Genomic DNA, 24,904 nt, shown 5'->3' with positions numbered 1-24,904 from the left:
CCTATGACTGGATGTTGGTCTTCTCTTCAATCCACCCTTCGACAAATGAATGGGGGGCGATATTTGAGTCGCTGCCGATGACGGTTCCGACGTTCACCGAGCAGTTGATCCCGAACTGTACATTGTCCCCGACGATCGCACCGAACTTCTTCCGGCCGGTGCTCTTGCCGCAGACCTTGATGACTCCGTGGTCGTGCCGGACATTGGCCAGTTTGGTCCCGGCCCCGAAGTTGCACCCGCTGCCGACGATACTGTCGCCGAGGTAGTTGAAGTGCGGGATCTTGGTCTCGGGCATGATGATCGAGTTCTTCAGTTCACTGGAGTGGCCGATATGGCACCGATCGCCGACGGCGGTCCCGGGACGGATGTATGCATGCGGGCCGATCTTGCAGTCCTTCCCGATCACGCACGGCCCTTCGATATAGGTGCCAGCCTTGATGACGGTGCCGGCCCCGATGCTGACGGCGCCGTGGATCGTGACCCCGTCCTCGACCACGCCCTCCTGCACCGGGGAGAGAACCGATAAGAGCCGGGTGTTGGCGTCGAGCAGGTCCCAGGGGTAGCCCATATCCAGCCAGACCTTCAGCGGGTACGCGGCGAGCTGCCCCTCGGTGATCATCAGGTCGAGGGCATCGGTCAGTTCGTACTCCCCCCTGCAGGAGAGGCCGACGGCACTGATCAGCGGGTAGATCGTCTGGTCGAAGAGGTAGACCCCTGCATTGATCAGGTCGCTCTTCGGATGCTGCGACTTCTCCTCCAGCCCGGTGATCAGCCCGTTCTCACAGGTCACGACCCCGAAGTCCTGGGGATGATCGGTCTTGTGGATCCCCATCACCGGCGCCTCCATCGCACAGAGGGTGGCGAGGTCTGATGCGCTGACGATCATATCCCCGTTCATCAGCAGGAACTTGCCGGAGGTCAGCCCTTCGGTGGCCTTCAGGGCATCCGAGGTTCCGAGCTGCTGCCGCTGGGTCACGTACCGGATCGAGACGTTCCAGGCCTTTCCGTTTTTAAAGTAGTTCCTGATCTCCCGCTCACCATAACCGACCACAAAGACGAACTTTTTGATCCCGGCTTCAGAGGCCGCGACCATCAGGTGTTCAAGGATCGGTCTGTTTGCAACAGGGAGCATCACCTTTGGCCGCTGAGCTGTCAGCGGACGCATCCGTTTCCCTTCACCTGCTGCGAGTATCACACATTCCATAATAATCAGGTCCTCCTATGCTGCTCTTTCCTTCTTCAGCAGGTCATGCCCTCTGACGAGCATCGCCTTGGCCCCGGCCAGGTTCGTCCCCTCGGCCGTCAGCCGAACCTTCGGTTCGGTGCCGCTGGCCCGGACCAGGCACCACCCGTCCTCCTCCTCGATCCTGAGGCCGTCGGTCGGGTTCTCTGCGCCGAGCCGGGTCAGGATCCCCCGCGCGTCCTCGACCTGCACAGACTCGCGCAGGATCGGGTAGTCCGGCATCTCGTCGATCACCTCTGAGATCGTCCACTCACTGGCGATCTCACAGAGGAGGGCCGCCGCATACGGGCCGTCAGGGCAGAGCGAGATGTCAGGGAAGACCCAGGCGCCGGAGGGTTCTCCGCCGAACTCGCCCCATCGAAGCAACTCCTCGGAGACGAAGCTGTCCCCGACCGGGGTCCTCCGCACCTCGGCGATCTCCTCGATCGCCATCGAGGCGTCGGAGGTGGTGACCACGTGGGCGGCGCCCAGGTACCTGGTCAGCAGCATCAGCATGTGGTCGCCGCCGATATACCGCCCTTTATCATCGAAGGCCATCATCCGGTCTGCGTCCCCGTCGTGCATCACGGCACAGGTCGCCCCGCGCTTTCTGATCAGGTCCGGGAGGTACGGAAACGACTCTCTGAGCGGTTCTGAGGGGCGTGCGAACCGGCCCCGCGGGTTGCAGTTCAGGCAGATCGTCTTCACTCCAGCCTGCTTCAGCAGGTCCGGGGTGACGGTGCACCCTGCCCCGTTGCCGCAGTCCACGATGGCGGTGATCTCTTTTGTTGGGGTGATCTGGTCGAGGATCGCCCTGGTATGGACGGCGATCGCGTCCACCTGCCGCAGTGGACCCTGCTCGTTCCATGCCGCCCACTGGTCCTCTCCTTCCAGCAGTTCCTCGATCCCCTGCTGCTGGGCCAGCGTGTACGAGGAGCCGTCCGGGTTGAAGAGTTTGAGTCCATTGTAGGCTTCAGGGTTGTGCGAGGCCGTGATCATACACCCTGCATCCCGTGTGCGGGCACCATACGCGATCGTCGGGGTCGGTGCGACTCCGCAGACGTCCACCGCAGCGCCGGCCGAGATGAGCCCTGCGATCACACCGTCTGCAAGGAGCCTGCTGGTGGTGCGGGTGTCCATCCCGACCAGTACGGTCTGCCGGTCCTGCGCCATGGCAGCCCCAACCCGTGGGGCGAGGTCGACCAGCGTCTGGTCGAACCTGCGCCGTATTCCTGAAGACCCGAAAAGCATGATAGAATAGTTATCGGTCTGGGAATATCAGGTTTGTTCAACGGCCATAGGGGCACCAGTGCGGAAACTTCTGCATCGCCGCGACCCCGGCCGTGGACGGGGCCAGCAGCAGGATCTCCTTCTTCTCCCGGTACAGGTCGATCAACGCCATTCCCTGCTCCCCGATAATCCCGTCGCCCGAGACCAGCAGCAGGTCCGCGGCGTCGGGGGTGTCGACGACCCTGCCTGCAAGCGCCGCCGGCACCTGTCTGAGGTCGCCGATGCAGTAGACTGACTTTCCGGACAGTTCCTGGGTCAGGGCCGCCAGGCAGAGGGTATGGTTGCTCTTTTCACAGCCTTTCAGCCGTCGCGAGAGGCAGAGGAAGCCGGCCACCACATTGATCACCGAGCAGGCCGCCGCCCGCTCCTTCTCACTTCTGAGGGGGGCGCCGACCATATCTGAGACCTTCGGGGCGGCCCGGATCGGCGAGTCGGTGACGAACTGCGCGATCCTCCCTCCAAAGGTCCCCTCCATGCAGGCCCCGCGTTCGTACGGGCAGTGCTCTGCGTCGGGGTTCACGTCGATGACGACGATACCGTTCTCGCATCCGCTCCGGTCGAGCTTCTCTGCGAGGATTGCTGCTGATGCTGCGATAAGATTCATGGTTCTTCTCCGTGATGGGTGAGGAGGACGACCCTCGCCGGTGCTCCGTCGAGTCCTGTGAGGGAGAGCGGGAGGGCTGCAAGCCAGTACTTCCCTTCGGCGACTCCGGAGAGGTCCAGCAGTTCGATGATCGCGATCCCCTCCTTGAGGAGCTGCCGGTGCACCGACCCGTCGCCGGTGAACGGCTCCACCGAGGGGGTATCGATCCCGACGCAGACCACCTTCTCCCTGCAGAGGAGGGTAGCGGCGTCGCTGCTGAGCGCGGGATAGTGCCGGTCGAAGGCGGTCTCCTGTGAGAACCGGGTTTTGATCAGCACCCTGCTGGACCCCAGGAGTTTTTCGCCCAGATCTTTTGCGCTGATCAGGTCCCCTGCCCCCTGCAGGTCGATCACCCTGCACTCCCCGACCAGGTGGGTGAGCGGGATCTGGTCGACGCCGGCGCCGTCTTTATAATAATGGCGCGGGGCGTCGATATGCGTGCCGCTGTGCGAGCAGAGCGAGAGGGCGGTGACCGTCGCCCCGTCCTCGTCGATGCTGCTGAACCTGACCGCCGGGTCGCCGGGGTAGACCATCGTCTCGGGCGAGAGCGGCCGGGTCAGGTCGATGACCGTCTGTTCACCAGCCATGCTCACCGATCAGCGGCACGAACCTGACCGCCCCCTCCGGATACTCCTCGTACCGGTCGCCGTCCCGTCGGATCAGCACCAGTTCCTGCAGGTCCTGTCCGCCGACCGGGGCGACGAGCCGGCCGTGATCGGCCAGTTGTTCTAAGAGCGGGGGTGGGATCGAAGGCGTGCCGGCGGTGACGAGGATCGCATCGTACGGAGCTCTGGGGGGATATCCACCGGTGCCGTCCTGCACCAGCACCGTAACATTGGTGACCCCGACCTCCCGCAGGTGCGCCTCTGCCTGGGCCGCGACGGCGGCGATCCGTTCGATCGAGGTCACCTCTCCCGCCAGCATCCCGAGGATGGCGGCCTGGTACCCGCTCCCGGTGCCGATCTCAAGCACCCGGTCCGTGGGTTTCAGTTCAAGCAGGGCGGTCATCAGGGCGACGATGTACGGCTGCGAGATCGTCTGCCCCTCGCCGATCGGAAGGGGTGTGTCCAGATAGGCCTGGTGCCGCCACCCCTCCGGGACGAAGAGGTGGCGGGGGAGCGCCCTCACTACGGCCAGCACCCGGGGGTCAGTGACCCCGCGTGCTGCGATCTGAGTGCGGACCATCTCCTGGCGTGCCTGATGTTCCTCTGCTGTCTCCTCCATTCCTCTCATCCCTGCGGCTCTGATCTCTAAAGAGCGGAGTCCGGATAAATTGATTGCGGTCGTCCTGCTTGAGAATGATGCACTGGTGTGCCCGGATCCCCTATGAGTTCCATCTTCTTCCTGGTGATGACGGAAAACCACGAAGACCGGGGATGGTTGTCGGGGATGGGACATCCGAGCGGAAGTTCAGATAAAGTATATATGTATTCCCGCTATAGTGGAGTGTGTCCTGATATTTGTATGTAATAAATTATATACAAATAAAATTATCAAAACGATCGGATCCAGGATGGGAGTTGAAAAGAACATGACTGATAATTTAAAAGTAAAAGCCAAAAAAGCCTTAGATGACGTCAATGAGGCTGCCCATGCCGCAGTTGATGATGCAAAGGTCGCTGTCCATAACGCAGGAAAAGATGCAGGTGTGCAGGCACCAAAAACATCTGATGATATCAAGATCGGTCTTCACAAGGCCGTTTCAGATGCTAAAATCGCGACCCACCAGGCTGCATCAGAGCTGAAGAAGAAGTAGTGGGGTGTAAAAAATGGCTGATCTGATCGGTCTAGCCGTCTTTTTCCTGATACTGGCCCTGGTATTTTTTATCCTGGGGGCACGGGGAATAGCCGGCTTTACGATGGATATCGCAAAATGGCTCGTCATCATCTTCGTTGTCATTGCCATCGTTACGTTCTTCCTGTAGCGGAGTCCTGAAAAACCCATAGGGACCAAACATTGGATCCGGTGATGCAGGAACCACCCTGCATCCCGTGATTCACCTGTTTTTCCCACTTCGATCGATATTCCTCCTCTCCCCTGGTTGTGAACGGGAAAGACCCGGATGGAGCAGATCCTGTCGAAGGATGATGCGCCCGGGGTCGTCCCCTCTCTGATACTTTCACCCCGCCTCCCTCTGGTCATATCTGCTGGAGAGGCGACATTTTTGTATGGAACGGACGACATTCACCCTGCTTGCGGAACGGGCCGCAGAGTACCCGCTTGTCTGGCGCAGGTCACAGATCAGCAGGCTGGCGTACCTGCAGAGTCTACAGAGCAGCCAGTCCCTGGGAAAGCAGGACCGACCGCTGACCTTCTGATCTCACCCGGAGAGGAGGGTCGGGGCATTGCTCTGCAGCCATCGGTACGTGCCTTCACGGTCGTACCGGTGGCTGATAATATAGTTATGAGCAATGCTGTACCTGTTGTACTGGTCGACGCCGGCGTTGTACGCCGCCTCCTGCTGCACGGTTCGGGCGAGGTCCCGGTTGTACTGGTCGGCCAGGTCCTGCTGTGCCCTGCCGGCCGGCATCGCGGCTACTGCAGCGTACTGCTGGTCAAGCCGCTCCTTCTGTGCGACGAGGTCGCGCTTCTGGTCGTTCAGGCTGGACGCCAGGGCCATGGCCTGCTGGTCGGCGCGGGTTTCTGCTGCAGCGATCGCACTGGTCTGGTCGGTCCGGGAGTACTCCCCTGTGCCGTCCCCGACCCTGATGACCAGGGGTGTCGACTGCAGCAGCACCCCGCCTTCGAGCGTATCCGGCGGGATCCCGACATAACTGACATTGGTCGCCTCGATGTAGGCGTATCCGCTCTTCTGGTAACCCTCGCCCGGACAGCTGACCCCGACCGCCATGTGCTCCTCTGCAGGGAAGACCAGCAGTGAGACATTATAGTTCTCCGCCGCGAGGAGGGCGGCCAGCAGCAGGCTCTTGTCATCGCAGTCCCCTGCCCGGTCCTGGTAGGTCTGGATCGGGAACTTCGCCCCTGCACCGTCGACGCTGCTGTACGGGATCTGCTGGACGAACGCGGCGATCAACTCCAGGTAGGCGTCGCGGTCCAGGTGGTGCCGCTCGGCGGCCTCCCGGAACCCGGCCAGCAGCTGCTGGTAGAGGGTCGTCTGCGCCGGGTCGCTGATCTCCGCCCGGTATGACCCGCCGATCCACTCCTGGTCCGGCAGGTTCCTGTAGAGGAGGACGGTCCTGTCCGCATGCACGGCACCGGCATAGGCCGGCCCGTCGACCGCTGTCGAGGAGGAGAAGACGGTCTCCTGGAACTTGAAGGTGTACTCTGGTGCCGGGGGCGCGGTGGCCCCTGGTTCGGGGACGATCTGCGGGTACACCACGCCTCCGGCCGGGGTGAGCACCCCCTCAATGCAGCCGGCTGAGGCGAGGCAGAGGGTTGCGAGCAGCAGCAGCCCGGCGACCTGTCCCGGGGTCATCGCCGGTCCGGCCTCGCCTGTACCATCGTCTGCAGCGAAGCCAGCGAATCGATCAGGAGGTCGGGGACGATCCCCGACCGCAGGACCGCCTCCTCGCTGTACTTCCCGGTCCTGACCTGGATTCCCTTCAGCCCGGCCTGCTGAGCCCCCCCGATGTCGGTGACGACGTCGTCGCCGATCATCGCCGCCCGTTCCGGACTGACGCCGAGGGTCTGCAGGGCCCGGAGAAAGTACTGGGGTGAGGGCTTGCCCAGCACCGTCGCGGTCGCGCCGGTGGCATACTCGATCGCCGCGACGAACGGGCCGGCCGAGAGGCGGAGACCGTCACTGCCCATCCAGTACCGGTCCTTCTCCAGCGCGAGGAGCCTGGCCCCGTCCTGCACGCACCTGAACGCATCGGTCAGCAGTGCGTTGGTCCAGCGGTCGCCGGCGTCCCCGATCACCGCATAGTCCACCCTGCCTGAAGGCTGGATCTCGATCGCCGGGCTGACAAAGTCGTGGTGCACGTCCCCGGTGGTGAAGAGCCGGCACCGACCGCCGCCCTCCTCCTCGATCAGGGCGACGGCCGCCACCGGCGGAGTGAAGATCGAGGAGCGGTCGACCGGGATCCCCATCGACTGCAGCTTCGCCTGGATCGAGCCACGGGACCGCTGGGTGGTGTTCGAGAGGAAGACCACCCGATAGCCGAGCCGGTCGAGCAGGGTCAGTGTCTCCGCCCCCCCGGGGATCGGGGCGGCCCCGGTGTAGAGGACGCCGTCCAGGTCGATCAGGAAGGCGTCGATCCCGTCGAGGTCGACCGCCTCGTCTGGAACCATCCGAGAAGTGCGCTGCATAAGAGATTGCTCCGATTCTCTGGTTGCATCGACTGCTGAATAAGAGTATCCCTCGCTGCAGCAGGAATGCCGGCTATCCAGCGGCTGATGATCGGGACAGTGGCCTCCGGGTGGAACTGCACTCCGAGGGCGGACCGGTAGATGAACCCCTGCGGCGAAGTCCCTTCCCCCCGGTACAGGAGAGTGGCCCCCTCTGGGAGGTCGAAGGTCTGTCGATGCCACTCGAAGACCGGGGCCTCTGCAGGGAACCGGGTATCCCCGCCAGGTACCCTCCAGGCCCTGTACCAGCCCTGTTCAGGGGTCGTATCGAAGACCCGGCAGCCGAGGGCGGCCGCGATCATCTGGGCGCCGAGGCAGATCCCGAGGACCGGCCGGCCCCGGGCGATCATCGCCCTGACCAGTCGCTTCTCTGCTGCGAGGAAGGGGTACTCCTGCTCGTCGTTGACACTCATCAGCCCGCCGAGGACGATCAGACCCTCGACCGGTTCGACGGGGACCCTCTCCCCGTCGTACAGGTGCAGGACGGTGCAGTTCATCCCCTGATCGTCGAGCAGGGGGAGGATCCGACCGGGCTGCTCGCCGGGACCATGCTGGAGGAGCGTGATCATATCAGGTCCCCGAAGATCTGCCTGAGTGCAGACTCCTCGATCTCCTCCTTTCGTGCATCGGTGACCCTGTGCACCTCCGGAGGGGCCCAGGTAAACCAGGTGTCCATGTGCATATACGAGCACCAGAGGTCGGTGACTGCGACGCCCTGGTTGAAGATCCCATTGAAGTACGCGGTGTCCTTGAGGTTCTCATTGTCTGACAGGACATTCTCCTCAAGGATCTCCTTCATCCGGTCCCCGACCAGCTTGGTCTTGTACCATGAGGACTTCGTCCAGCGGGTCGTCAGCATCTCCTTCACCTCCAGGTGCTCGAACTTCTGCATCTGGGGGATGTTCTTCACCGGCATCAGGTCGTAGGAGGGGAGGACATCGGCGAGGTACAGGTCGCGTGCATAGAACATCGCCTTGTTCATCACGAAGAACTTCTTCGGCAGCGACTCCTTGAACTGGAGGAGGGAAGCCATGTCCCGCTTTCCCTCCTTGATCAGGTAGTACATCTGCGCCTTTCGCATCCGCGGACAGTGCTGGTACAGCCAGCGGTTGACGATGATGTCCCAGGGAACCTCAACGCAGGTCTCGTAGAAGTGGGTGTACAGCTGAAAGAGGATCCTGAGCAGCTGCGGGGTCTCGATCTTTCTCCCGCATTCACTGTCCTCTTTGAGGATGTCCAGGTAGATCTGCTTCATCCCGCGGTACGCCGACTCCTCGTTGTACGAGAGGACCTTCAGGTTCCCGGTGTGAAATGCGGACCCTTTCAGCAGCAGCGTCATGCAGTGCCTAGCGATCACAAAATCCTTCAGCATCCCCAGGTACGCGGTGCTGACGAGGATATAGGTCTCGTCGGTGTCGTAGGTGTACGGGTCGAGGAGCATCCCCCGGTACGGGGTCTCCTTGAGCCGTTTGATGGTGATCTCGAGGTCCAGCAACTGCTCGGTCAGGGTGACCAGTCGCTCCAGTGAGTGGGAGATGGGATGAGTACAGATCATTATAACCCCGTGCAGCCGGCTGAACGCCTGTACAGACTAAGGCATTCTCTGGATAATGGTGGTATTTGGAACTATTCAAAAGGATGGGCTCTGTGCCGGCAAAGACCCTTTTCATAAATATCCGTGATTTTACGTTTGATCTTGAAACATCCACTGCGTTCCGGTTTTTTTTGAAATCCTCTCCAGATAACGGAGGCCGGATTGTGCCGGAATCGGAAACGGGTATCAGGAATAAGTGGAATCTGATCGAATTCTCTGGTAGAAAAAGGGAACATATTTAAATTTGTGTATTGTACTAGAGTGTGAGGTGAAGTTCACATGACCTATGGAATTGAGTTTGTACCCGGCAACGTGAATGTAAAGCAGGTTGTCAACTACTGTAAGCTTGCAGAGTCAAAGGATATCGACTTTGCATGGATCACTAACCACTACAATAACCGCCACTGCTACCCGGTCCTCGCAGCGATCGCCCAGGCGACCGATTCGATCAAGATGGGACCCGGTATCATGAACTCGTTCACTGACACCCCGGCCGCGATGGCATCGTTCATTGCGACCTTAAACGAGATCTCAGACGGACGGGCAGTGCTCGGCATCGGACCAGGCGACCTTTCAACCCTTCCAAAGCTCGCAATCGAGCCATCGAAGCCGGTTGGACGCCTGGAAGAGGCAGTCATCCAGATCAGGAAACTGCTCGCCGGTGAAGAGGTCAAGAAGAGCGGCATGAAGTTCTTTGACTACGACGGCGCCAAGCTGACCGGTGTGACCCTCCCAGGCAAGAAGGGTATCCCGGTGTACATCGGTGCCCAGGGGCCAAAGGTGCTCGAGCTCGCAGGCACGATCGGTGACGGTGCGCTGATCAACGCGTCCAACCCGAAGGACTTTGAGGTCGCCATCCCGATCATCAAGGCAGCCAACGAGAAGGTCGGCAAGAAGAAGTTCGATATCGGGGCATACACCGCGATGTCGATCGACATGAACGAGAAGAAGGCACGGAACGCGGCCAAGATCGTTGCAGCATTCATCGCAGCAGGGTCCCCAGAGCCACTGCTCACCCGCCACGGCCTCGACCTCGACAATGTCGCAAAGATCAAGGCAGCCCTCGGAAAGTTCGACTTCAAGACGGTCGGCGAACTGGTCGGGGACAAGGAGATCGATGCATTCACCATCGCCGGCACCCCGGACATGGTCAAGCAGAAGTGCGAAGACCTGACCAAGGCAGGGGTTACCCAGATCATCTTCGGTTCCCCACTCGGTCCGGACATGACCACCTCGATCCGCCTGCTCGGCAAGTACGTGGTATAAGTCTCTCTGAGAAATACCCCCATCCTTTTTTTCGCGACTTCTTCATCATCCATATCGGAGACGATACCTGCAGGTATTGTAGGTGAAAACCCAGCAGTTGACAGATCTCTGGTTCACCTGTAGGAGAGACCTGGCTCAAGAATCCTCTCGGAATTCTTCGAGGTTTTTAAACGCATCTATAGTCGAAAACCAAACTGTTGATACAGATTTGGTTTTCTCAAATAGTCTTAAACGCACCTAATCCTAGAATAGACCAATCGTCGACTCTTTTGAGTCGACGATTGGTCTGGAATGTTGCGTTCAACACTATAATCCTAAAATAAACCCCTATTCAACACTTTTTTCGTCTACAATTGGTCGGGGACGGTCTGTCCAACACTATATATCCAACGCCCCCTCATGCTAGCAGGAGAGCGATGTTCAGTATCGAGGAGCAGGTGGCGGACGGGGTCATCCAGTACCGCCTGGAGCACCTGACCGGTCTGCGGTGCACGATCAGTCCGGCCCGGTTGAAGAGGCGGCTGAACGGCAGGGGAGCCGGGTTCACGCTCCCGCCAACGGGGTGCCCGTTCTGTCCCGATGCGCTCGAATCGATGACACCGGCCTTTGCTGACGGGACGAGGATCCATGTCGGGGAGAGCGTCACCTTCCCGAATCTCTACCCCTACGCCCCCCGGCACACGGTGACGGTCATCACAACGGCTCATGAAGTCGGAACCTTTCGTCAGCAGCAGCTGGTGGACGCCTTCGCCGGACAGGTGCAGTCGCTGCATGGCCACCAGGGGTACCCGAGCATCAACTGGAACTATCTCCCCTCGGCCGGGGCCAGTATCGCCCATCCCCACCTGCAGGGGATGGTGGAGCGGCGGGCCCCCTCGCTGGTGGAGCGGTACCTGGACGCCGGAGAACGGTACCGGGACCGGCACCAGCGGACGTACTGGGAGGTGCTGCGGGAGCGGGAACGCTCATCGGACCGGTACCTGTTCGGGGACGAGATCGTCTGGACCGCCCATGCGGTGCCGCTCGGCGAGCAGGAGGTCCGGGCTCTGCTTCCCATCGCGACGATCGACGATCTCGGACCATACCTGGATCTCCTCGCTGCCGGGATGCTCCGGGTCATCTCCCTCTATAAAGAACTCGGGACCCTGGCCTTCAATGCCTCGCTCTTCTTCGATCGTGGTGGGCGTGACCGCGGTTTCTCTGCGTTCTGTTCGATGATCGCACGGATCAACCCGAACATCCACTCGGCCAGCGATACGGCGTTTATGGAGCGTCTCCATCTGAATCCGGTGATCCTCACACTTCCTGAAGATCTCGGGAGGTACGCCCGGCAGATCCGGGTGTAGCGTCGACAACCTGATTTTTCCCTCTCCGATCAGGACGGTGCGTTCAACACAATGAAAAAAAGGGTGGTGGGTTTACTCAGGCTTGCTGATCAGCGTGGTCTTGGAGACGATGGTGCCGTCTTTCTTGTGGGGCTTGCGGATGATACCGTTGCCGGCCTTCTCGACCTCGCGGGCCTCGTCACAGAGAGCTGCTGCCTGGCGCATCATTTCGTGGGCGCTGGCGACGATCGGAATGTACTTCTCCCATTCCTTGGTCATGAAGCAACCCTTGACGTTGACACCTGCGACCGCCTGGGCGATCTCGTAGGCTGCGCGTGCCTTTGCCAGTGCATAGGGGTTTGAGAACTCGCCGTCGACTGCCTTGTCCGAGGTCATGACGATCTTCGGGAGTACGAGGTCTGCGCCCTTCTTGCCTTCCTTGACCTGGTCGATGACCTTGTCAAGTTCGGTCTGCAGTTTTCTGAATGCACCGGTCAGGGCCAGGACCTTGACGAGGTTTCCATTGAAGTCTGCCATCTCGACTGGGTCGAGGAACTCGCGGCGGGCGCCGATCATCGCGTCTGCCTTCATGATGATGTATCCGAACGAGCTGGCCTTCAGGGCTTCCCATCCTTCCTTCTTGGTCGTGATGTCGTCGGTGATCACCACGCAGGGGATGCCTGCCTTCTGGAGTTCGTCACGGGCACCGACAGGTCCGGGGAGGACGCCGTTCGGGGAGACGACAATACAGAAGTCTGGTCCCCATGCCTTCATCGTTGAGACGACACGGTCGATGTCTTCTGGCTGGAGCTTGGTTCCGCTCGTCGCCATGAAGGTCTGCATGTCCTCACGGTCTGCACGCTCATCAAGAAGAAGCTCGGCCATTACGCCACTTGCAATATTACCTAATTTGGCAATTCCAACTTTAACAACCATTGATTCACCTCTTTATGCTACGTAATTACAATCAATACTGATATAAACATTTTGAATTTTTTCTGATTTCTGCCACTCAAATCCATAATTCATGAAAAAACCAGGATTTTCCTGTGAGAAATCGGTGCGCGTCATCTCATCTGGTGGGGCCGGCCCTGCTGGTTAATGATAACCTATTAATCGTCTGGAACTAGTTATTGTATATGAAAGAGGGGTTGCTGACGGAGCGGCAGAAAGAGGTGCTCAGGTACCGGAAGCAGGGGATGACCCAGCAGCAGATCGCTGATATCATCGGAACTTCAAAGGCCAATGTCTGTACCGTCGAGAAGTCGGCGATGGAGAATATTCGAAGGGCGAAGGAGACGCTTCGATTCCTCTACACCCTGGACGCCATCGCACTCTGCACCATCCCGGCCGGCACCGATCTGCTGACCGTCGGTCCATCGATCTACAAGGAGGCTGAGAAGCACGGGATCAAGGTCAAGTACGATACGCTCTCGCTGATCAACCGGCTTCGCGATTCACATCCCGATCAGGTCCGGGGACGGTACATCAGGGAGGAGATCGGTGTCTATATCACCCAGGATGGGGACCTCTACTTTGAATAAATGGTATGATACACTCGAATAACTTTTTTAAAAAAATTGAATGTATAAAAACGGATGGACCCGACGGGATTTGAACCCGTGGCCTTCACGTTGCAAACGTGACGATCTACCCCTGATCTACGAGCCCTTTACTGCAGACTGAGAGTCTGTCTCCATATTAGGTGGTCGGCGGTCCCATATATCTGTTGCTGAAGAAATGCCCGTTTTCCGGTCCCCGGGACGGACGGGTCGGGGTCGCACGCAGCGGCAGCCCGATCGTCTCCGGCCGATCTGGTCGAGACGGGTGCACGGGGGTGCACTGAAAACACAAAAAAGACCCAAAAGCGCGATGGACCCGGCGGGAATTGAACCCGCGGCCTTTACGTTGCGAACGTAACGATCTACCCCTGATCTACGAGCCCGAATAAAAAGATTAGAGGATTATCTCGATATCTAACTTTTCAGCCAGTTCCTTATATCTGTTCCTGATCGTGACCTCGGTCACGCCGGCGACCTCGGCAACCTCGCGCTGGGTACGTCGCTCGCCCCCGAGGATCGAGGAGATATAAATGGCAGCAGCAGCGACCCCGGTCGGCCCTCTGCCGCTCGTAAGCTCGCGTTCTGCAGCCTGGCGGAGGATCTCCACGGCCCTGCTCTGGACCTCGCCCTTCAGCGTCAATCCCGAGCAGAAGCGCGGGACATAGTCGATCGGGGATGTCGGAAGCAGTTTCAGCCCGAGCTCGCGCGAGATGAACCGGTAGGTTCTGCCGATCTCCTTACGGGAGACACGCGAGACCTCGGCGATCTCATCGAGTGTCCGCGGGACACTGCACTGCCGGCAGGCCGCATACAGCGCTGCGGCGGCGACCCCTTCGATCGATCGGCCACGGATCAGGTTCTTGTCGACGGCGTCACGGTAGACGACAGCGGCCGTCTCCCGGACGTTCCTCGGCAGACCGAGAGCCGAGGCCATCCGGTCCAGCTCGCTCAGGGCGAACGCAAGGTTTCGCTCGGTTGCGTTGCTGACCCTGATCCGCCGCTGCCACTTGCGGAGCCGGTACAGCTGCGCCCGGTTCTTGCTGCTGATCGCACGACCGTACGAGTCCCGGTTCCTCCAGTCGATCATCGTGGAGAGACCCTTGTCGTGGATCGTGAAGGTCATCGGCGCCCCGACCCTCGACCGCTTCATCCGCTGGTCGTGGTCGAATGCACGCCATTCCGGCCCGCGGTCGATGAAATCGTCGTCGATCACAAGCCCGCAGTTCTGACAGACCAGCTCTGCCCGCTCATAGTCATGGACCAGTTGCCTGCTCTTGCACTCCGGGCAGACGGACTCGGTATGGTCCTCAGTCTTCTTCTCGTGCTCGATGACCCTGTTGCGGTTCTTCAGGGCCTCGCGCTCGGTTTGAAGTATTCGTAGTTTCTCTATCTCCTGCATCAGAGTTCACCTATCATCGTGCAAACACTTTCTCGCCGGGCTGTGCTGTACACTGGTCGTGGCAGAGAACGGTTGCATATGGTTTTGAAACGTTCCCGAAGAGATCCATAATCTTGCCGACAGGATGCATGCGCTGGTTCACCACGATCGAGTACAGCTTCGGGAGCTGTGCTGCATCACACCTGACGATCATCAGCCGTCGACCACAAATTCCATTAATACGACCGATCACTTTCATAGCATCACTGTGGTATAGATTCTGAAAAATATTTTCGTAACATATATATTTGGAACCATCTGATATTTAAAATAAGAGGATAATATTCAAATAATTCCAGGTCAGCGCACCAGTTCATCGATACTTAAAGCCAGTACCTCTTCGGCCTCGCGTGCCGAGAGGCCGGCCCCGCGTGCCACGGCCATCTTCGCATCGGCGGAGAGGAGGTCGTGCGGGGCGTGGGCATCGGAGTTGACGACGAGGCGGCATCCGGCCCGCTGGGCCGCCCTGACGACATGGCCGTTGGTCCGGTTGTGGCCGCCGCGTGAGGTGATCTCCAGGGCCACGTGGTTGGCTGCGGCCAGGGCTGCGTCCTCGTCGGTGATCAGCCCGGGGTGGGCGAGGATGTCGACATCCGCACAGCCGCAGGCCGCATGGTTGGTCCCGGCCGGCACCGGCTCGACGACCGTCTCTCCATGGACGACGACGATCTCGGCACCCTCCATCCTGGCGCGCCGTGCAAGGGCCGGGATCTCCTCGGGCGGGACATGGGTGATCTCGACGGCCGGCAGGAACCGGACTCCAAAGAGGCGGGCCGACTCCCGAACGGCGTCGGCCGTCGGCAGCACCAGCGGAGAGGTCGCGGTGTCCACATGATCGGCGATGGCGACCGTCGTATACCCGAGCACCGACATCCGCCTGATCAGCTCCAGCGGGAGCATCTCCCCGTCGGAGAGCGTGGTGTGGGTGTGCAGGTCGTAGAGGCCGGTCACCGCTTCACCTCCAGATGGGCGGCCACTGTCCTGAGCAGCACCTCCTTGGACTGGTCCCACGGGACCACGACCCGTCCTTCATGCCGGGCCCAGAACGCCGGGTGCGGGTTCTGTTCTGTCCTGCCGGTGAGTCCGCTCTTTTTGACCGCCCGTTCGAGGTCTCCCAGAAGCACTCCCTTTTGGGCGAGGGACTGGGGAACGCGCCGTCCTTCGCTCCTTTTCAGGGCTCCGTTGAAGTAACTGGGGTACAGAATCCGCTCTTTTTCCATTCACTATGGGTAGGAGGTTAACCTATAAACAGATCACGTTGCAAGTACATGTATGCATCATATTGACATACGGATCGAGCAGGATGTCTATGCGGCCAACGACCGGATCGCCGATCAGAACGCTGCTCTCCTCCGGGAGCACGGGATCCGGGCGATCGACCTGCTCGGGGCGATCGGCTCGGGGAAGACCGCCCTGATCGAGCGGCTGGTCCCGCTGCTCGCCGAGCGGGGGATCCGGGCCGGCGCGATCGCCGGGGACGTCTACGGGGACGATGACTTCAAACGGATCGTGTCGCTCGGGGTTCCGGCCGTGAATGCGAACACGGGCAAGGAGTGCCACCTCGACGCTCACATCGTCGAGCACGCGATCGGCCACCTTCCCCTCGACCAGCTCGACCTCCTCTTCATCGAGAACGTCGGGAACATGGTCTGCCCGACCGACTTCTCCCTCGGCGCCGAAAAGCGGGTCGTCGTCGTCTCCTCGACCGAGGGGGACGATGTCGTGAACAAGCACCCGATGATGTTTCGCGGTGGAACGATCGGGGTGATCAACAAGGTGGACCTGGCCCCGCTGGTCGGTGCCGACCTCGAGCGCATGACCCGCGACATCGCCCGGTACAACCCGACGATGCCGGTCTTTCGGACCAACTTAAAGACCGGGGAGGGGACGAAGGCCCTGCTCGATGAGATCCTGAAGTGAACAGAGCTGTTAAATATCTTTGACAGGTACAATTATAGCACTCTGATAAGGGATCTCTATCCTGACAGACGATACATAAGTGATAACGGGGTTACTACATGCTCTGGCAAGGAAAATCAATACGAAAAGTGACTGGCGGCAGGTACGCACCTCTGCGGGGGAAGCGAAGAACTGAGATTGGAAAGTCGCCTGCTGAGACGCATATCGGCGTGGACAGGAAGAAGATGATCCGGACCTTTGGCGGCAACGTCAAGGTGCGTGCACTCCGTGCAACCTATGCCTCAGTCGCCAACCGCAGCACCGGTGTCTGCAAGCAGGTGAAGATTGAGACCGTCGAGCAGAACACGGCCAACCCCAACTATGTCCGGCGGAACCTGCTCACCAAGGGTGCCATCATCAGGACAGAACTCGGCAGGGCACGCATTATGAGCCGGCCCGGTCAGGACGGCGTCATCAACGCGGTTCTGGTAGAGTAATACACTATTTTTTTAGACACCTCCGCTGATACTCTAGTGGAACGCAGCATCTCACTGCTGCAGGCCGGGCGAGAACTGGTATGGATCGTACAGAGAGCCTTTTGATCACGGTCGCTGCGCCGTTTCGACATCTCCGCAAGGAGCGTCTGCAGAAGAGCGAGTTCATCTTCTATCTGACCATCGACCGGATGTGGATGAGCCGGGACCAGGCCGCCCTCCTGCTGCAGCGTGCAGAGGAAGGGGGGCTGGTCAGGATCGCGGGCGGGCTGATCGAGCCGCTCTTTGCCGTGGCCTCGGTGACGGCCCCGCTCGGGTTCAAGCCGACGACGGCGATCTTTGAGGAGCAGGACCCGTACCAGGTGCAGGTCGAGCGGGTCACCGGTGCCACCGGACGGTCCGCCCAGGAGGTGATGGCCGAGGTCGCGGCCCTGGTGCACGACCAGTTCGACGGTCAGCTCTCCCCTGAGGCCGGCCTCGTCCTTCTCTCCCGCCGGTACGGTGTCCCGATCAGCGATACCCTCGCTTCGCTCCACTCCAGTGCGCGAAAGGGAAGAAAAATAGTGGATTGATTATTCTGCTGCCGCTGCGGGGGCTGCGAGCAGCTCCTCCAGCGACTTTTCGCCGTAGGTGGCTACCTTGGCGTTGATCTGCACAAAGTCTGCGGTGATCTCATTGCCGCGGATCGACTTGCGCGCCCTCTGTCCGTCTTCCTTGGGGTTGAACCCGACGCCGCCTGCAAGGAGGAGGCCCCTTCTCCCTGACCCGGGCAGGTCTCTGCGGGACGGTGTGCCGTTCCTGTCCGATGCTCCGGTGATCAGGATCTTGTACCCGTTCAGCCCGAGTGGTGCCGCATCGATCTCAGTTCCTACACGTTTCCCAATGAGCGCTCCTGCTGCCCCTCCGCTGACATCCATCTTGTATGAGTGGCCTGTGCGGGTATCTGAAAGGATTACCTTGAATTCTACCATGGTCTTCTGACTCCGTATTGAGTATAAATGAAGTACCTATAACATTGGATGACGCCGATATAAATACTACTTGCCCCAGAAGGGCTCGGTCTTCCGCTTCATCGAGGTGAACTCCTCGAGCACCGCCTGGGTGCTGGCGGTCAGGTGCGAGAGCATCTCCTTCTCCAGCACCTTCACGTGCCGCTCGGGCAGGTCTACAAAGAGGAGATCGCCGACATCGGCCTGTCTCCCGATGGTGGCCCCCTCGATCGCGATGGCGACCTCGGTCCCCTCCTCGGCCTCGTGCACATTCTCGAGCGAGAGCTCGATCGTCTTCAGGTGCCCGACCTTCCTGCCGTCCAGGTGGACCAGGTTCACATCGGTTCTGAGTTTTCCCTCCACCACCTGGACGCCGACCACCGCCGGGTTGGACTGGCGGAAGACGCAGTCGGGCATGATCCGGATCTTCGCCGGGATGATGATGTTCTCGAACTTCTGCTGCTCCATGGCCCGCTTCTGCTGGTCACGCCAGAGCAGGTAGGCATCGATCAGCTGATAGATCACCCGCCCGGAGAAGACCTTCATCTGCTTGCTCTCCTTGACGATATCGGCCGCGTCCGGGAGAAGGGGTGTATTGAAGGCCAGGACTACCTTATACAGCGGGTTCTTGATCGTCTCGGCGGTGATCAGGTCATGCCGGCTGACCGGGCCGACGGCCGCACGCATCACTCCGATCTCCTTGTTCTCCAGTTCCTGGCAGAGGGCCTCGAGGGCGCCGATCGTGTCCGCCTTGATGACGAGCCCCTCCTCGACCAGTTTGACATGGATCTCCTCCATCTCCTGCCTGATCTGGGCTGCCACCGCATCCCGGTCGCCCTGGATCCCCCTGAGGGGGGAGCCGGCGATCACCCGGTCCAGGTTCGGGGCCGCGACCTTCACCCCCGAGGCCGCCACGACGGACTTCACCCGCTCGAACCGTTCCTCGGTCAGGATCTCCTTCATCGGCCGCGGCTTTAAGAGGGACCTGACCTTTGTCGTGATCACCCCGTCCTCGGAGGCGAGCATGATCTCGTCCCCGACCGAGAGGGTCCCGTCGTACAGGATCACGTCCAGCGTCGGCCCGAGCCCCCGCTCCTCCTTCACCTCGAGGACGGTCCCGCATCCCGGGCCGTCGACGCTCATCGCCAGCGACTGCTCCATGTACCGCTGGGCCAGGCCGATCATCACCATCAGCAGGTCGGCGATCCCTTCTCCCGTGTGGGCGCTGATCGGGACGATCGCGATGTTCCGTGCGAAGTCCTGCACCCGGTCGAACCGCTCGCAGTTGAACCCGAGGTCTGAGAGCTTTCCGACGATCTCGTAGTGGCGGGTCTCCATGAACTCCTGGATCCGTCCGTTCTGCTGGGCGAAGGTGGTCAGGAACGGTGCGTTCTCCACCACCCGCCAGCCGTGAAGCCGGTCGATCTTGGTCAGGGCCACGACGAACGGGGTCTTGCACCCCCGCAGGATCTGCAGGGCCTCGATCGTCTGCGGCTGGAACCCCTCGTTGATGTCCACGACCACGATCGCCATATCAGCCAGCGCTCCCCCGCGGGCTCGGAGCGTCGTGAACGCATGGTGGCCCGGGGTGTCGATGAAGAGCAGCCCCGGCACCGTCACCGGGATCTTCTGCATGCTCGTCGACATCGCCCGGATGGCCTCGATCGGGACCAGCGTCGCCCCTATGTGCTGCGTGATGGCCCCGGCCTCGGAGCTGACCACCGACGACCCGCGTATCCGGTCGAGCAGTGATGTCTTTCCATGATCCACATGTCCGAGCACACAGACGATGGGCGTTCTGATCTTTGCGATCTTTGCACTCTTTGCCATTTCCACCCCATCCCGGGTCATAAGAGAGCCGCAGAATCCCCTGGCAGATCTGCGGCGAAACCTGTTATGATATAACGTATATGTGTATTAATAATGATTCCTGCACGATGGCGGCGGTTTCTTCCGCACCTGCGACCCGATGCCCGGGTCCGGTCCCGGGATCCGTCCTGATCAGGGGGAACGTATAGAATGACATAAATAGCCAGGCATGTAAACTATGAAGGCTTATTATGCCAGGGTAGGGTAGTTGGTCATCCTAGGGGACTGTGGATCCCCCGACCCGGGTTCAAATCTCGGCCCTGGCCTCAAGCACCGTTTCTTATCGTTTTCTTCTCATTTTGGGTCTGTCTGCTCGTACTCGATGATGGTTCCGTCCATCGGGAGATCTGTTCCTCCAGGACTGGGGGCGTCTCCGAGCCCGGCACCTGCGGCCTGTCGATGAACGACGCCGGAAAAAAGTAAAACCGGATGAAGTCCATGCCGTTTTCGGCGGCGATCCGGATCATCCTCTCTCCATTCACCCCGTTCTTTCTGTTCACGGCACTCCTGCGCCGGTGGGGCTCTGCATGGTCGCTCTGGGGCTTCTTTTTGGGTGACTGCGACAACAATCCGCAGATGGTCCCAGGTCGTCGCCTTTCATCGGCCGGCCCGCCTGGTGAGTGGCTGTCTTTGGAAGCCCTTCAGCCGGTCCAGGTACCTCAGCGGGGTATCCTGGATAAAAACTGATTGAATGGTGCTGGAGTATTTACGGGTCCTGGCCGATCGGCCTGAAAAAAAAAGAAAGGAGATTATCGCCGGCTGCGGACCACGAGGCATGCAAGCCCGAGCCCGATCAGGGTGATCAGCGCAAAGGGTGCGCCGGACGGTTGTGTGGTGGTGGTGTTGGTGGTGTTTGTCGCATTTCCGGTCGTGTTCACACTCGCGTTTGTCCCGGCCAGGTTCAGCCCGGCTGCGGGGATCTCTCCAGCCTTAACCGTCCCGACGGTTGAGGGGGTGGTGGTCACGGTCACGTTGGCTGTCAGGTTAGCAGTCGTGTTGTTCACCGCAGGTTTGACGGTCCAGGTCGCCCCGGTGTACGAATCCGATCCCGAGGCACTGTTGCTGCCCGGGATCAGGGTCGGAATGACGGCCGGCAGGACTCCCTGCTCGAGGGTGAAGGTGTCCCGGTAGGCGAGGGTGCCGTTCGCGATGATCTCGACGGTGATGGTGGCGGGGTGCGCCGAGTAGCCCGAGGTGTTTATCTCGAAGGTGTCGGACCCGCCGATCTTGGTTCCATTGAGTTCAAAGGAGCTCGTCACATTCGTGGCACCGGCTACCGGTGTCGCGATCCAGTTTGCGGAGACGGCCCCGCCCTCGAACGTATCCAGGGTGTGGTTGCGTGAGAACAGGTTGTCCTTCGAGGTGCCGTTGAAGATCAACTCGTGGGAGATGCTCTCTCCGGCGTGGTAGTCGTTGACGATCACCGAGTTTTCGGTGGTGTTCGTCATCGATACCGTGAAGTTTTTCCAGTCGACCGCATTGGGAAGCGTGAGATTCGAGTTGCCGAACGCGCTGGGGAGCGTGCTCATCTGCTGGTCGTTGGTCACCTTCATGGTGAAGGATGTGCCGTTGGTCATTCCGGTGACATTGAGTGTCACGATCTCGCCGCTCTTGAGGGCGTGCTTGTCCGAGGTGATCACGAGTGCCGAGGCCGGACCTGCAAGCATGCAGACGAGGCCGAGCGCCGCGATCATATACCAAATTTTACTGTTCATTTATGAATCACCGTCCGCATTAACGTCCCACTCCGGGCCATAAGCCGGGACGCCCGCACATGATGTAAATATACGTTTGTTTATATTATCAGTTCCCCATCTAAATCTACCGATCCGCTCCGGGACGTAACTGTCGAGGTGCGCTCAAACCGGGGTGTTCTTCCGGTCCGAGCCGGCGCCCGGATGCGAGGGCGACGAACCCGGGAACTGCCAGCATTGCCGGGAATGCCGGCATCGGACTCTTCGTCGAAACCGGAACCGCCGTCTGCGCTGCAGCGGTGGTATTCCTGACCGTTCCCATCTGGGTTGACGCTGCCTGAGAGAGTTACGATGTTCCATCCTTGCAGCGACCGGTGACATCGTCGAGGAATGACCCCGCACTTCGATGGCACCGTATTTCTGAAAAGAACGTTCCCGCCCTGTGCTCATCAAAAGAGATCAAAAAAAATTGAGATTTATGCCTGGATGAGAGATATCCTCTCTTCTATCCCGGTCTTTACTGTCCGCTGACCCATTGCCAGAAGGAGGTCAGCCACCCTGTGAGCGGATCCGATCCCGGGGCGCTGCTGTTCTTCGTCGACGAGAGGCCACCGGTCGCTCCCGAGGTGAGCGGATCCGATCCTGAAGCGCTGCTGTTTTGCAGGGTCTCATTCGAAATGATGGAGAAGGTCTCATTGTAAGCGAGGGTGCCGTTTGCACTGATCTCGACATTGACGGTGGCTGGGTTCTCAGTGTACATCGAGGTGTTCATGTCAAAGGTTTCAGGTCCGGCGACCTTGGTTCCGTTGATGGTAAAGGCGTTCGTCACATACCGTGCACCGGCCATCGGAGTCGCTACCCATCGGGTGCTCATGTTTCCCTGCACGATATCGAGCTTGTTGGTCCGTGAGAAGAGACCGTTCACCGAGGAACCGTTGTAGACCATCTCGTGGTACTGGCCTGCCGGTGTGATCCCTGCAGGATCATTCTCGTAGTTCCCGACGATCATCGTGTTTTCGGTGGTGTTTATCTCCGACATATTGAAGGCAGCCCTGCTGATCGTAAACGGAATGGTGATATTGAAGTTGCCGAATGCGCTGGTATTGGTGTTGCCGGACGCATGGATAAATGAGGACATGTCCTGGTGATTGGTCACATTCCACTGGAAGAAGGTGCCGTTGGACATCCCTGTGACATTGATGGAAATATTCTCTCCGTTCATAATGGTGTTGTTGGTCGTCCCAGAAACAATCATTCCTGAGGCGTTGCGCGTTGTAATCGAGAGTGCTGAGGCCGGACCTGCAAGCATGCAGACGAGGCCGAGCGCCGCGATCATATACCAAATTTTACTGTTCATTTGAGTCACCGTCCGCACAAACGTCCCACTCTGAGTTGTGCCCTGGGACGCCCGCACATGGTATAAATATATGATTACTAATACAACCGGTTCCCTTCTAAATCTGTCGATTCGTATAGGGACGTACTCGTCGAGGTGTGTACAAATAGGGGCGTTCTTCCGGTCAGAGCCGGCGCCTGGATACGAGCATGACGAACCCGAGGACTGCCAGTACGGCCGGAAGTTCAGGCATCGGACTCTTCGTTGGAACCGGTACCGCTGTCAGGGCTGCAGCGGTGGTATTCGCTGTCCCGTTCTTTTTTGGGGTGGTATTGGCCGCCGCTGTTTTGTTGGTGGGTGTCCCGTTCTTTGCCGGGGTGGTATTCTTGATCGCGGCGGTCTTGTTCGGAGTGACTGCCGTCGAGAAGAGGAACGATGTCCCGTCCTCGCAGCCGACTCCGATATACTTGCCGTCGCCGGAGACTGCCAGCGCGGTCGGCCAGGCCGGCAGGTCGTACTCCCAGGTGAGGGTCCCGTTCGCGAAGAGGACCTGCAGTTTTTTGTCCATCGAGCCGGCTGCGATCACCGAGCCGTCTTCAGAGAGGGCCACCCGGCCGGCCCAGTCCCCGGTCGGGTATGACCAGATCGCGGTGCCGGTCTCATCGAGGAGGGTGACCTTCCGGTCCTCGGTTCCGACGACGGTGCGGGTGCCGTCGGTGCTGGTGGCCAGGCCGCCGACTCGGCCGCCGGTGCTGTACTCCCCGACCTTCTCGATGGAGGCGTTGGTGGCATTATAGATCGCGACCGAATGGGAGCCGCCGACCATCACCCGTGTGCCGTTGGCTGCGAGGGCGAGGGCCGTGGGGTTCTCGAACTCAGCCTTCCACCGGGCCTTGCCTGCCCGGGTGAAGAGGTACAGGCCGTGGCTGTCGGTGGCCGCGATCACTGAGCCGTTCTTTGTGGTGGCGAGGTGCAGGACCTCGGTCGACTCCTTCCTGATGACCGCCGTTGACCCGATCTTCGAGCCGGTTCCGTTGTAGATCTGCAGCGTCCCCTGCTTGTCCCCGGTCACGACGGTCCCGCCGTCACCTGAGACGGCCACGCGGGTCACCGGTTCGGTGCCGGCACTCGAGCGCCGGGTCCCGTTCGGGAAGAAGAGGTGGAGGCCGTCGTCCATCGCGGCGGCGATCTTCGTCCCGTCGGCACTCATGCCGACCGAGTTCGCATGCAGGAACGAGCCGAATTCGACCCCGGTCCTGTTCAGGATGGTGAAGGTACTGCCGCCGAGGGCGACTACGGCCCCGTTCTTCGAGAGCGCCAGGTCGGCCACCCGGTCCGTCGTCGACGGGTGGGTCCAGAGCGGGGTCTGGGCCGCGGCACAGGTGACCGCGATCAGCAGGAGGAGGATTCCAAGGAGTGGGCGGAGGGAGTTCACAGTAAAATTTCCATTGGACCGAGATGGTATTGACTGTATCGTTTTGAACGGTCCGACCGGTGCCGGTGGCGATCCATCTGTCCGGAGGGCCGGGTCCGGGGGGATGGCGGCGATCTGTCGGGGTTTACCAATAATCGTTTATTATCGGCAATACTCGATTTGATTATATATTATGATCTACTACTGTTGAACTATGACCAATGAGGATGGTCGAAACGTCGGACCTTCCGGGACTCCTGAGGACCAGAAGGCAGATGCGCCCCGGGTCGTCGACCCGGCAGCCAAACCTCATCAGATCGATCGGGCGGTCAGACCTCCTGATCAGTATGAGTCCTACGAACGGTTCCTGTACCGGGTCAGGGCTCACCGCACCACCGCTGATATAGCTATGCGACCAAAAAAGGCCGGCGATGATGAGCCGGGGGGAGGTCTGAATCATCCCTGACCAGATTTCACCCTTATCCTAACCTTCTTATCCCCTCTTCTCTGATACAGTACAGGGTACTGTGATGGTTCTGATCATCTCCCTGGGGGTTCGC

Annotated in this window: 31 protein-coding genes and 3 tRNA genes; 11 read left to right on the top strand and 23 right to left on the bottom strand. The window is 60.0% G+C overall.

Annotated elements, in window-relative coordinates:
- Position 1: 1 nt before the first annotated feature.
- Genes glmU through ACFKSJ_RS07815 form a run of 5 tightly spaced genes read right to left on the bottom strand, consistent with a single transcriptional unit; the run spans position 2 to position 4,379 of the window.
- A complete protein-coding gene (glmU, locus tag ACFKSJ_RS07835) occupies positions 2-1,204 on the bottom strand; it encodes a bifunctional sugar-1-phosphate nucleotidylyltransferase/acetyltransferase (RefSeq protein WP_440949246.1) in 1,203 nt (400 codons plus the stop codon).
- A 15-nt stretch (positions 1,205-1,219) separates the two neighbouring features.
- Positions 1,220-2,473 carry a phosphopentomutase/phosphoglucosamine mutase gene (locus ACFKSJ_RS07830; protein ID WP_440949245.1) on the bottom strand — a complete coding sequence of 418 codons (1,254 nt, stop codon included), beginning with the start codon at positions 2,471-2,473 and terminating at the stop codon, positions 1,220-1,222.
- A gap of 37 nt (positions 2,474-2,510) precedes the next feature.
- Complete coding sequence (locus ACFKSJ_RS07825; protein ID WP_440949244.1) at positions 2,511-3,116, bottom strand: hypothetical protein; 606 nt, start codon at positions 3,114-3,116, stop codon at positions 2,511-2,513.
- Complete coding sequence (locus ACFKSJ_RS07820) at positions 3,113-3,742, bottom strand: cyclase family protein (protein WP_440949243.1); 630 nt, start codon at positions 3,740-3,742, stop codon at positions 3,113-3,115. The genes ACFKSJ_RS07825 and ACFKSJ_RS07820 overlap by 4 nt, the downstream gene beginning before the upstream one ends.
- Entirely contained in the window at positions 3,732-4,379 is a 648-nt protein-coding gene (locus tag ACFKSJ_RS07815) for a protein-L-isoaspartate(D-aspartate) O-methyltransferase (RefSeq protein WP_440949242.1), read from the bottom strand. The genes ACFKSJ_RS07820 and ACFKSJ_RS07815 overlap by 11 nt, the downstream gene beginning before the upstream one ends.
- 289 nt (positions 4,380-4,668) lie before the next feature.
- Here ACFKSJ_RS07815 and ACFKSJ_RS07810 point away from each other — a divergent pair, with 289 nt between their 5' ends.
- The 3 genes from ACFKSJ_RS07810 (at position 4,669) to ACFKSJ_RS07800 (ending at position 5,474) form a co-directional block, all read left to right on the top strand.
- Entirely contained in the window at positions 4,669-4,911 is a 243-nt protein-coding gene (locus tag ACFKSJ_RS07810; protein ID WP_440949241.1) for a hypothetical protein, read from the top strand.
- Between the two features lie 13 nt (positions 4,912-4,924).
- Positions 4,925-5,080, top strand: coding sequence for a DUF1328 family protein (locus tag ACFKSJ_RS07805; protein WP_440949240.1), 156 nt, complete (start codon positions 4,925-4,927; stop codon positions 5,078-5,080).
- Positions 5,081-5,324: 244 nt separating this feature from the next.
- Positions 5,325-5,474 (top strand): hypothetical protein, encoded by a 150-nt coding sequence (locus ACFKSJ_RS07800; RefSeq protein ID WP_440949239.1) that lies wholly within the window; start codon positions 5,325-5,327, stop codon positions 5,472-5,474.
- 2 nt (positions 5,475-5,476) lie between these two features.
- Here the strand turns inward: ACFKSJ_RS07800 and ACFKSJ_RS07795 are convergent, their stop codons facing one another.
- The 4 genes from ACFKSJ_RS07795 to ACFKSJ_RS07780 are packed head-to-tail and all read right to left on the bottom strand — an operon-like array spanning position 5,477 to position 9,019.
- The gene (locus ACFKSJ_RS07795) at positions 5,477-6,592 is read right to left on the bottom strand and encodes a hypothetical protein (RefSeq protein WP_440949238.1); all 1,116 of its coding nucleotides are present in this window, start codon (positions 6,590-6,592) and stop codon (positions 5,477-5,479) included.
- Positions 6,589-7,425, bottom strand: a complete 837-nt coding sequence (locus ACFKSJ_RS07790; RefSeq protein ID WP_440949237.1) for a TIGR01458 family HAD-type hydrolase — start codon at positions 7,423-7,425, stop codon at positions 6,589-6,591. Before ACFKSJ_RS07790 ends, ACFKSJ_RS07795 begins: the two co-directional genes overlap by 4 nt.
- Positions 7,359-8,033 (bottom strand): type 1 glutamine amidotransferase, encoded by a 675-nt coding sequence (locus ACFKSJ_RS07785; RefSeq protein ID WP_440949236.1) that lies wholly within the window; start codon positions 8,031-8,033, stop codon positions 7,359-7,361. Before ACFKSJ_RS07785 ends, ACFKSJ_RS07790 begins: the two co-directional genes overlap by 67 nt.
- Entirely contained in the window at positions 8,030-9,019 is a 990-nt protein-coding gene (locus ACFKSJ_RS07780; RefSeq protein ID WP_440949235.1) for a hypothetical protein, read from the bottom strand. The genes ACFKSJ_RS07785 and ACFKSJ_RS07780 overlap by 4 nt, the downstream gene beginning before the upstream one ends.
- A 318-nt stretch (positions 9,020-9,337) precedes the next feature.
- Between ACFKSJ_RS07780 and ACFKSJ_RS07775 the strand changes: the two genes are divergently transcribed.
- Both ACFKSJ_RS07775 and ACFKSJ_RS07770 read left to right on the top strand, forming a co-directional pair.
- Positions 9,338-10,324 (top strand): 5,10-methylenetetrahydromethanopterin reductase, encoded by a 987-nt coding sequence (locus tag ACFKSJ_RS07775; RefSeq protein WP_440949234.1) that lies wholly within the window; start codon positions 9,338-9,340, stop codon positions 10,322-10,324.
- 416 nt (positions 10,325-10,740) lie between these two features.
- Positions 10,741-11,670 (top strand): galactose-1-phosphate uridylyltransferase, encoded by a 930-nt coding sequence (locus ACFKSJ_RS07770; RefSeq protein ID WP_440949233.1) that lies wholly within the window; start codon positions 10,741-10,743, stop codon positions 11,668-11,670.
- A 72-nt stretch (positions 11,671-11,742) separates the two neighbouring features.
- Here ACFKSJ_RS07770 and ACFKSJ_RS07765 read toward each other — a convergent pair whose 3' ends face one another.
- Complete coding sequence (locus tag ACFKSJ_RS07765; protein ID WP_440949232.1) at positions 11,743-12,585, bottom strand: F420-dependent methylenetetrahydromethanopterin dehydrogenase; 843 nt, start codon at positions 12,583-12,585, stop codon at positions 11,743-11,745.
- Positions 12,586-12,788: 203 nt separating this feature from the next.
- Here ACFKSJ_RS07765 and ACFKSJ_RS07760 point away from each other — a divergent pair, with 203 nt between their 5' ends.
- Positions 12,789-13,193 carry a Tfx family DNA-binding protein gene (locus tag ACFKSJ_RS07760; RefSeq protein WP_440949231.1) on the top strand — a complete coding sequence of 135 codons (405 nt, stop codon included), beginning with the start codon at positions 12,789-12,791 and terminating at the stop codon, positions 13,191-13,193.
- 55 nt (positions 13,194-13,248) lie between these two features.
- Here the strand turns inward: ACFKSJ_RS07760 and ACFKSJ_RS07755 are convergent.
- The 6 genes from ACFKSJ_RS07755 to ACFKSJ_RS07730 all read right to left on the bottom strand — a co-directional run bounded on the left by ACFKSJ_RS07755 (position 13,249) and on the right by ACFKSJ_RS07730 (position 15,869).
- Positions 13,249-13,320, bottom strand: a tRNA-Ala gene (locus ACFKSJ_RS07755).
- Between the two features lie 202 nt (positions 13,321-13,522).
- A tRNA-Ala gene (locus tag ACFKSJ_RS07750) sits at positions 13,523-13,594 on the bottom strand.
- Positions 13,595-13,605: 11 nt separating this feature from the next.
- The gene (locus tag ACFKSJ_RS07745) at positions 13,606-14,610 is read right to left on the bottom strand and encodes a transcription initiation factor IIB (RefSeq protein ID WP_012617032.1); all 1,005 of its coding nucleotides are present in this window, start codon (positions 14,608-14,610) and stop codon (positions 13,606-13,608) included.
- A gap of 13 nt (positions 14,611-14,623) precedes the next feature.
- Positions 14,624-14,848, bottom strand: coding sequence for an H/ACA ribonucleoprotein complex subunit GAR1 (locus ACFKSJ_RS07740; RefSeq protein WP_440949230.1), 225 nt, complete (start codon positions 14,846-14,848; stop codon positions 14,624-14,626).
- A 101-nt stretch (positions 14,849-14,949) separates the two neighbouring features.
- Positions 14,950-15,600 carry a histidinol phosphate phosphatase domain-containing protein gene (locus ACFKSJ_RS07735; RefSeq protein ID WP_440949229.1) on the bottom strand — a complete coding sequence of 217 codons (651 nt, stop codon included), beginning with the start codon at positions 15,598-15,600 and terminating at the stop codon, positions 14,950-14,952.
- The gene (locus ACFKSJ_RS07730; RefSeq protein WP_440949228.1) at positions 15,597-15,869 is read right to left on the bottom strand and encodes a signal recognition particle subunit SRP19/SEC65 family protein; all 273 of its coding nucleotides are present in this window, start codon (positions 15,867-15,869) and stop codon (positions 15,597-15,599) included. Before ACFKSJ_RS07730 ends, ACFKSJ_RS07735 begins: the two co-directional genes overlap by 4 nt.
- Positions 15,870-15,921: 52 nt before the next feature.
- On the opposite strand from ACFKSJ_RS07730, the gene hypB reads away from it, so the two are divergent.
- The 3 genes from hypB to ACFKSJ_RS07715 all read left to right on the top strand — a co-directional run bounded on the left by hypB (position 15,922) and on the right by ACFKSJ_RS07715 (position 17,614).
- Positions 15,922-16,569 (top strand): hydrogenase nickel incorporation protein HypB, encoded by a 648-nt coding sequence (gene hypB, locus ACFKSJ_RS07725; protein WP_440949227.1) that lies wholly within the window; start codon positions 15,922-15,924, stop codon positions 16,567-16,569.
- Positions 16,570-16,667: 98 nt separating this feature from the next.
- Positions 16,668-17,045, top strand: coding sequence for a 30S ribosomal protein S8e (locus ACFKSJ_RS07720; protein WP_440949226.1), 378 nt, complete (start codon positions 16,668-16,670; stop codon positions 17,043-17,045).
- Positions 17,046-17,125: 80 nt separating this feature from the next.
- Positions 17,126-17,614, top strand: coding sequence for a DUF2240 family protein (locus ACFKSJ_RS07715; RefSeq protein ID WP_440949225.1), 489 nt, complete (start codon positions 17,126-17,128; stop codon positions 17,612-17,614).
- On the opposite strand, the gene ACFKSJ_RS07710 is transcribed toward ACFKSJ_RS07715, so the two are convergent.
- On the bottom strand, positions 17,615-18,013 hold the full coding sequence (locus ACFKSJ_RS07710) for a 30S ribosomal protein S6e (protein WP_440949224.1): 399 nt from the start codon (positions 18,011-18,013) through the stop codon (positions 17,615-17,617).
- 66 nt (positions 18,014-18,079) lie between these two features.
- Positions 18,080-19,861 carry a translation initiation factor IF-2 gene (infB, locus tag ACFKSJ_RS07705; RefSeq protein ID WP_440949223.1) on the bottom strand — a complete coding sequence of 594 codons (1,782 nt, stop codon included), beginning with the start codon at positions 19,859-19,861 and terminating at the stop codon, positions 18,080-18,082.
- Positions 19,862-20,093: 232 nt separating this feature from the next.
- Between infB and ACFKSJ_RS07700 the strand changes: the two genes are divergently transcribed.
- Positions 20,094-20,166: transfer RNA gene (locus ACFKSJ_RS07700), tRNA-His, on the top strand.
- On the opposite strand, the gene ACFKSJ_RS07695 is transcribed toward ACFKSJ_RS07700, so the two are convergent.
- The 5 genes from ACFKSJ_RS07695 to ACFKSJ_RS07675 all read right to left on the bottom strand — a co-directional run bounded on the left by ACFKSJ_RS07695 (position 20,167) and on the right by ACFKSJ_RS07675 (position 24,365).
- Positions 20,167-20,400, bottom strand: a complete 234-nt coding sequence (locus tag ACFKSJ_RS07695) for a hypothetical protein (RefSeq protein WP_440949222.1) — start codon at positions 20,398-20,400, stop codon at positions 20,167-20,169.
- A gap of 249 nt (positions 20,401-20,649) precedes the next feature.
- Positions 20,650-21,615, bottom strand: coding sequence for a hypothetical protein (locus ACFKSJ_RS07690; protein ID WP_440949221.1), 966 nt, complete (start codon positions 21,613-21,615; stop codon positions 20,650-20,652).
- A gap of 106 nt (positions 21,616-21,721) precedes the next feature.
- Positions 21,722-21,916: a hypothetical protein gene (locus ACFKSJ_RS07685; RefSeq protein ID WP_440949220.1), complete on the bottom strand. Its 195-nt coding sequence runs from the start codon at positions 21,914-21,916 to the stop codon at positions 21,722-21,724.
- Between the two features lie 195 nt (positions 21,917-22,111).
- Positions 22,112-22,951, bottom strand: a complete 840-nt coding sequence (locus ACFKSJ_RS07680) for a hypothetical protein (protein WP_440949219.1) — start codon at positions 22,949-22,951, stop codon at positions 22,112-22,114.
- A gap of 163 nt (positions 22,952-23,114) precedes the next feature.
- Entirely contained in the window at positions 23,115-24,365 is a 1,251-nt protein-coding gene (locus ACFKSJ_RS07675) for a WD40 repeat domain-containing protein (RefSeq protein ID WP_440949218.1), read from the bottom strand.
- A gap of 193 nt (positions 24,366-24,558) precedes the next feature.
- On the opposite strand from ACFKSJ_RS07675, the gene ACFKSJ_RS07670 reads away from it, so the two are divergent.
- Positions 24,559-24,810, top strand: a complete 252-nt coding sequence (locus ACFKSJ_RS07670; RefSeq protein WP_440949217.1) for a hypothetical protein — start codon at positions 24,559-24,561, stop codon at positions 24,808-24,810.
- Positions 24,811-24,904 lie beyond the last annotated feature (94 nt).

The organism is Methanosphaerula subterraneus, assembly GCF_052055875.1.
Taxonomy (GTDB): domain Archaea; phylum Halobacteriota; class Methanomicrobia; order Methanomicrobiales; family Methanospirillaceae; genus Methanosphaerula; species Methanosphaerula subterraneus.
The sequence above is the reverse complement of the archived record's forward strand: the minus strand, read 5'-3'. Positions and strand labels throughout refer to the sequence as shown.

Excerpts from the sequence above, each read along its gene's own strand:
- glmU (WP_440949246.1), bottom strand. The coding sequence starts at position 1,204 with ATGGAATGTGTGATACTCGCAGCAGGTGAAGGGAAACGGATGCGTCCG.
- ACFKSJ_RS07830 (WP_440949245.1), bottom strand. The coding sequence starts at position 2,473 with ATGCTTTTCGGGTCTTCAGGAATACGGCGCAGGTTCGACCAGACGCTG.
- ACFKSJ_RS07825 (WP_440949244.1), bottom strand. The coding sequence starts at position 3,116 with ATGAATCTTATCGCAGCATCAGCAGCAATCCTCGCAGAGAAGCTCGAC.
- ACFKSJ_RS07820 (WP_440949243.1), bottom strand. The coding sequence starts at position 3,742 with ATGGCTGGTGAACAGACGGTCATCGACCTGACCCGGCCGCTCTCGCCC.
- ACFKSJ_RS07815 (WP_440949242.1), bottom strand. The coding sequence starts at position 4,379 with ATGGAGGAGACAGCAGAGGAACATCAGGCACGCCAGGAGATGGTCCGC.
- ACFKSJ_RS07810 (WP_440949241.1), top strand. The coding sequence starts at position 4,669 with ATGGGAGTTGAAAAGAACATGACTGATAATTTAAAAGTAAAAGCCAAA.
- ACFKSJ_RS07805 (WP_440949240.1), top strand. The coding sequence starts at position 4,925 with ATGGCTGATCTGATCGGTCTAGCCGTCTTTTTCCTGATACTGGCCCTG.
- ACFKSJ_RS07800 (WP_440949239.1), top strand. The coding sequence starts at position 5,325 with ATGGAACGGACGACATTCACCCTGCTTGCGGAACGGGCCGCAGAGTAC.
- ACFKSJ_RS07795 (WP_440949238.1), bottom strand. The coding sequence starts at position 6,592 with ATGACCCCGGGACAGGTCGCCGGGCTGCTGCTGCTCGCAACCCTCTGC.
- ACFKSJ_RS07790 (WP_440949237.1), bottom strand. The coding sequence starts at position 7,425 with ATGCAGCGCACTTCTCGGATGGTTCCAGACGAGGCGGTCGACCTCGAC.
- ACFKSJ_RS07785 (WP_440949236.1), bottom strand. The coding sequence starts at position 8,033 with ATGATCACGCTCCTCCAGCATGGTCCCGGCGAGCAGCCCGGTCGGATC.
- ACFKSJ_RS07780 (WP_440949235.1), bottom strand. The coding sequence starts at position 9,019 with ATGATCTGTACTCATCCCATCTCCCACTCACTGGAGCGACTGGTCACC.
- ACFKSJ_RS07775 (WP_440949234.1), top strand. The coding sequence starts at position 9,338 with ATGACCTATGGAATTGAGTTTGTACCCGGCAACGTGAATGTAAAGCAG.
- ACFKSJ_RS07770 (WP_440949233.1), top strand. The coding sequence starts at position 10,741 with ATGTTCAGTATCGAGGAGCAGGTGGCGGACGGGGTCATCCAGTACCGC.
- ACFKSJ_RS07765 (WP_440949232.1), bottom strand. The coding sequence starts at position 12,585 with ATGGTTGTTAAAGTTGGAATTGCCAAATTAGGTAATATTGCAAGTGGC.
- ACFKSJ_RS07760 (WP_440949231.1), top strand. The coding sequence starts at position 12,789 with ATGAAAGAGGGGTTGCTGACGGAGCGGCAGAAAGAGGTGCTCAGGTAC.
- ACFKSJ_RS07745 (WP_012617032.1), bottom strand. The coding sequence starts at position 14,610 with ATGCAGGAGATAGAGAAACTACGAATACTTCAAACCGAGCGCGAGGCC.
- ACFKSJ_RS07740 (WP_440949230.1), bottom strand. The coding sequence starts at position 14,848 with ATGAAAGTGATCGGTCGTATTAATGGAATTTGTGGTCGACGGCTGATG.
- ACFKSJ_RS07730 (WP_440949228.1), bottom strand. The coding sequence starts at position 15,869 with ATGGAAAAAGAGCGGATTCTGTACCCCAGTTACTTCAACGGAGCCCTG.
- hypB (WP_440949227.1), top strand. The coding sequence starts at position 15,922 with ATGCATCATATTGACATACGGATCGAGCAGGATGTCTATGCGGCCAAC.
- ACFKSJ_RS07720 (WP_440949226.1), top strand. The coding sequence starts at position 16,668 with ATGCTCTGGCAAGGAAAATCAATACGAAAAGTGACTGGCGGCAGGTAC.
- ACFKSJ_RS07715 (WP_440949225.1), top strand. The coding sequence starts at position 17,126 with ATGGATCGTACAGAGAGCCTTTTGATCACGGTCGCTGCGCCGTTTCGA.
- ACFKSJ_RS07710 (WP_440949224.1), bottom strand. The coding sequence starts at position 18,013 with ATGGTAGAATTCAAGGTAATCCTTTCAGATACCCGCACAGGCCACTCA.
- infB (WP_440949223.1), bottom strand. The coding sequence starts at position 19,861 with ATGGCAAAGAGTGCAAAGATCGCAAAGATCAGAACGCCCATCGTCTGT.
- ACFKSJ_RS07690 (WP_440949221.1), bottom strand. The coding sequence starts at position 21,615 with ATGAACAGTAAAATTTGGTATATGATCGCGGCGCTCGGCCTCGTCTGC.
- ACFKSJ_RS07685 (WP_440949220.1), bottom strand. The coding sequence starts at position 21,916 with ATGGGAACGGTCAGGAATACCACCGCTGCAGCGCAGACGGCGGTTCCG.
- ACFKSJ_RS07680 (WP_440949219.1), bottom strand. The coding sequence starts at position 22,951 with ATGAACAGTAAAATTTGGTATATGATCGCGGCGCTCGGCCTCGTCTGC.
- ACFKSJ_RS07670 (WP_440949217.1), top strand. The coding sequence starts at position 24,559 with ATGACCAATGAGGATGGTCGAAACGTCGGACCTTCCGGGACTCCTGAG.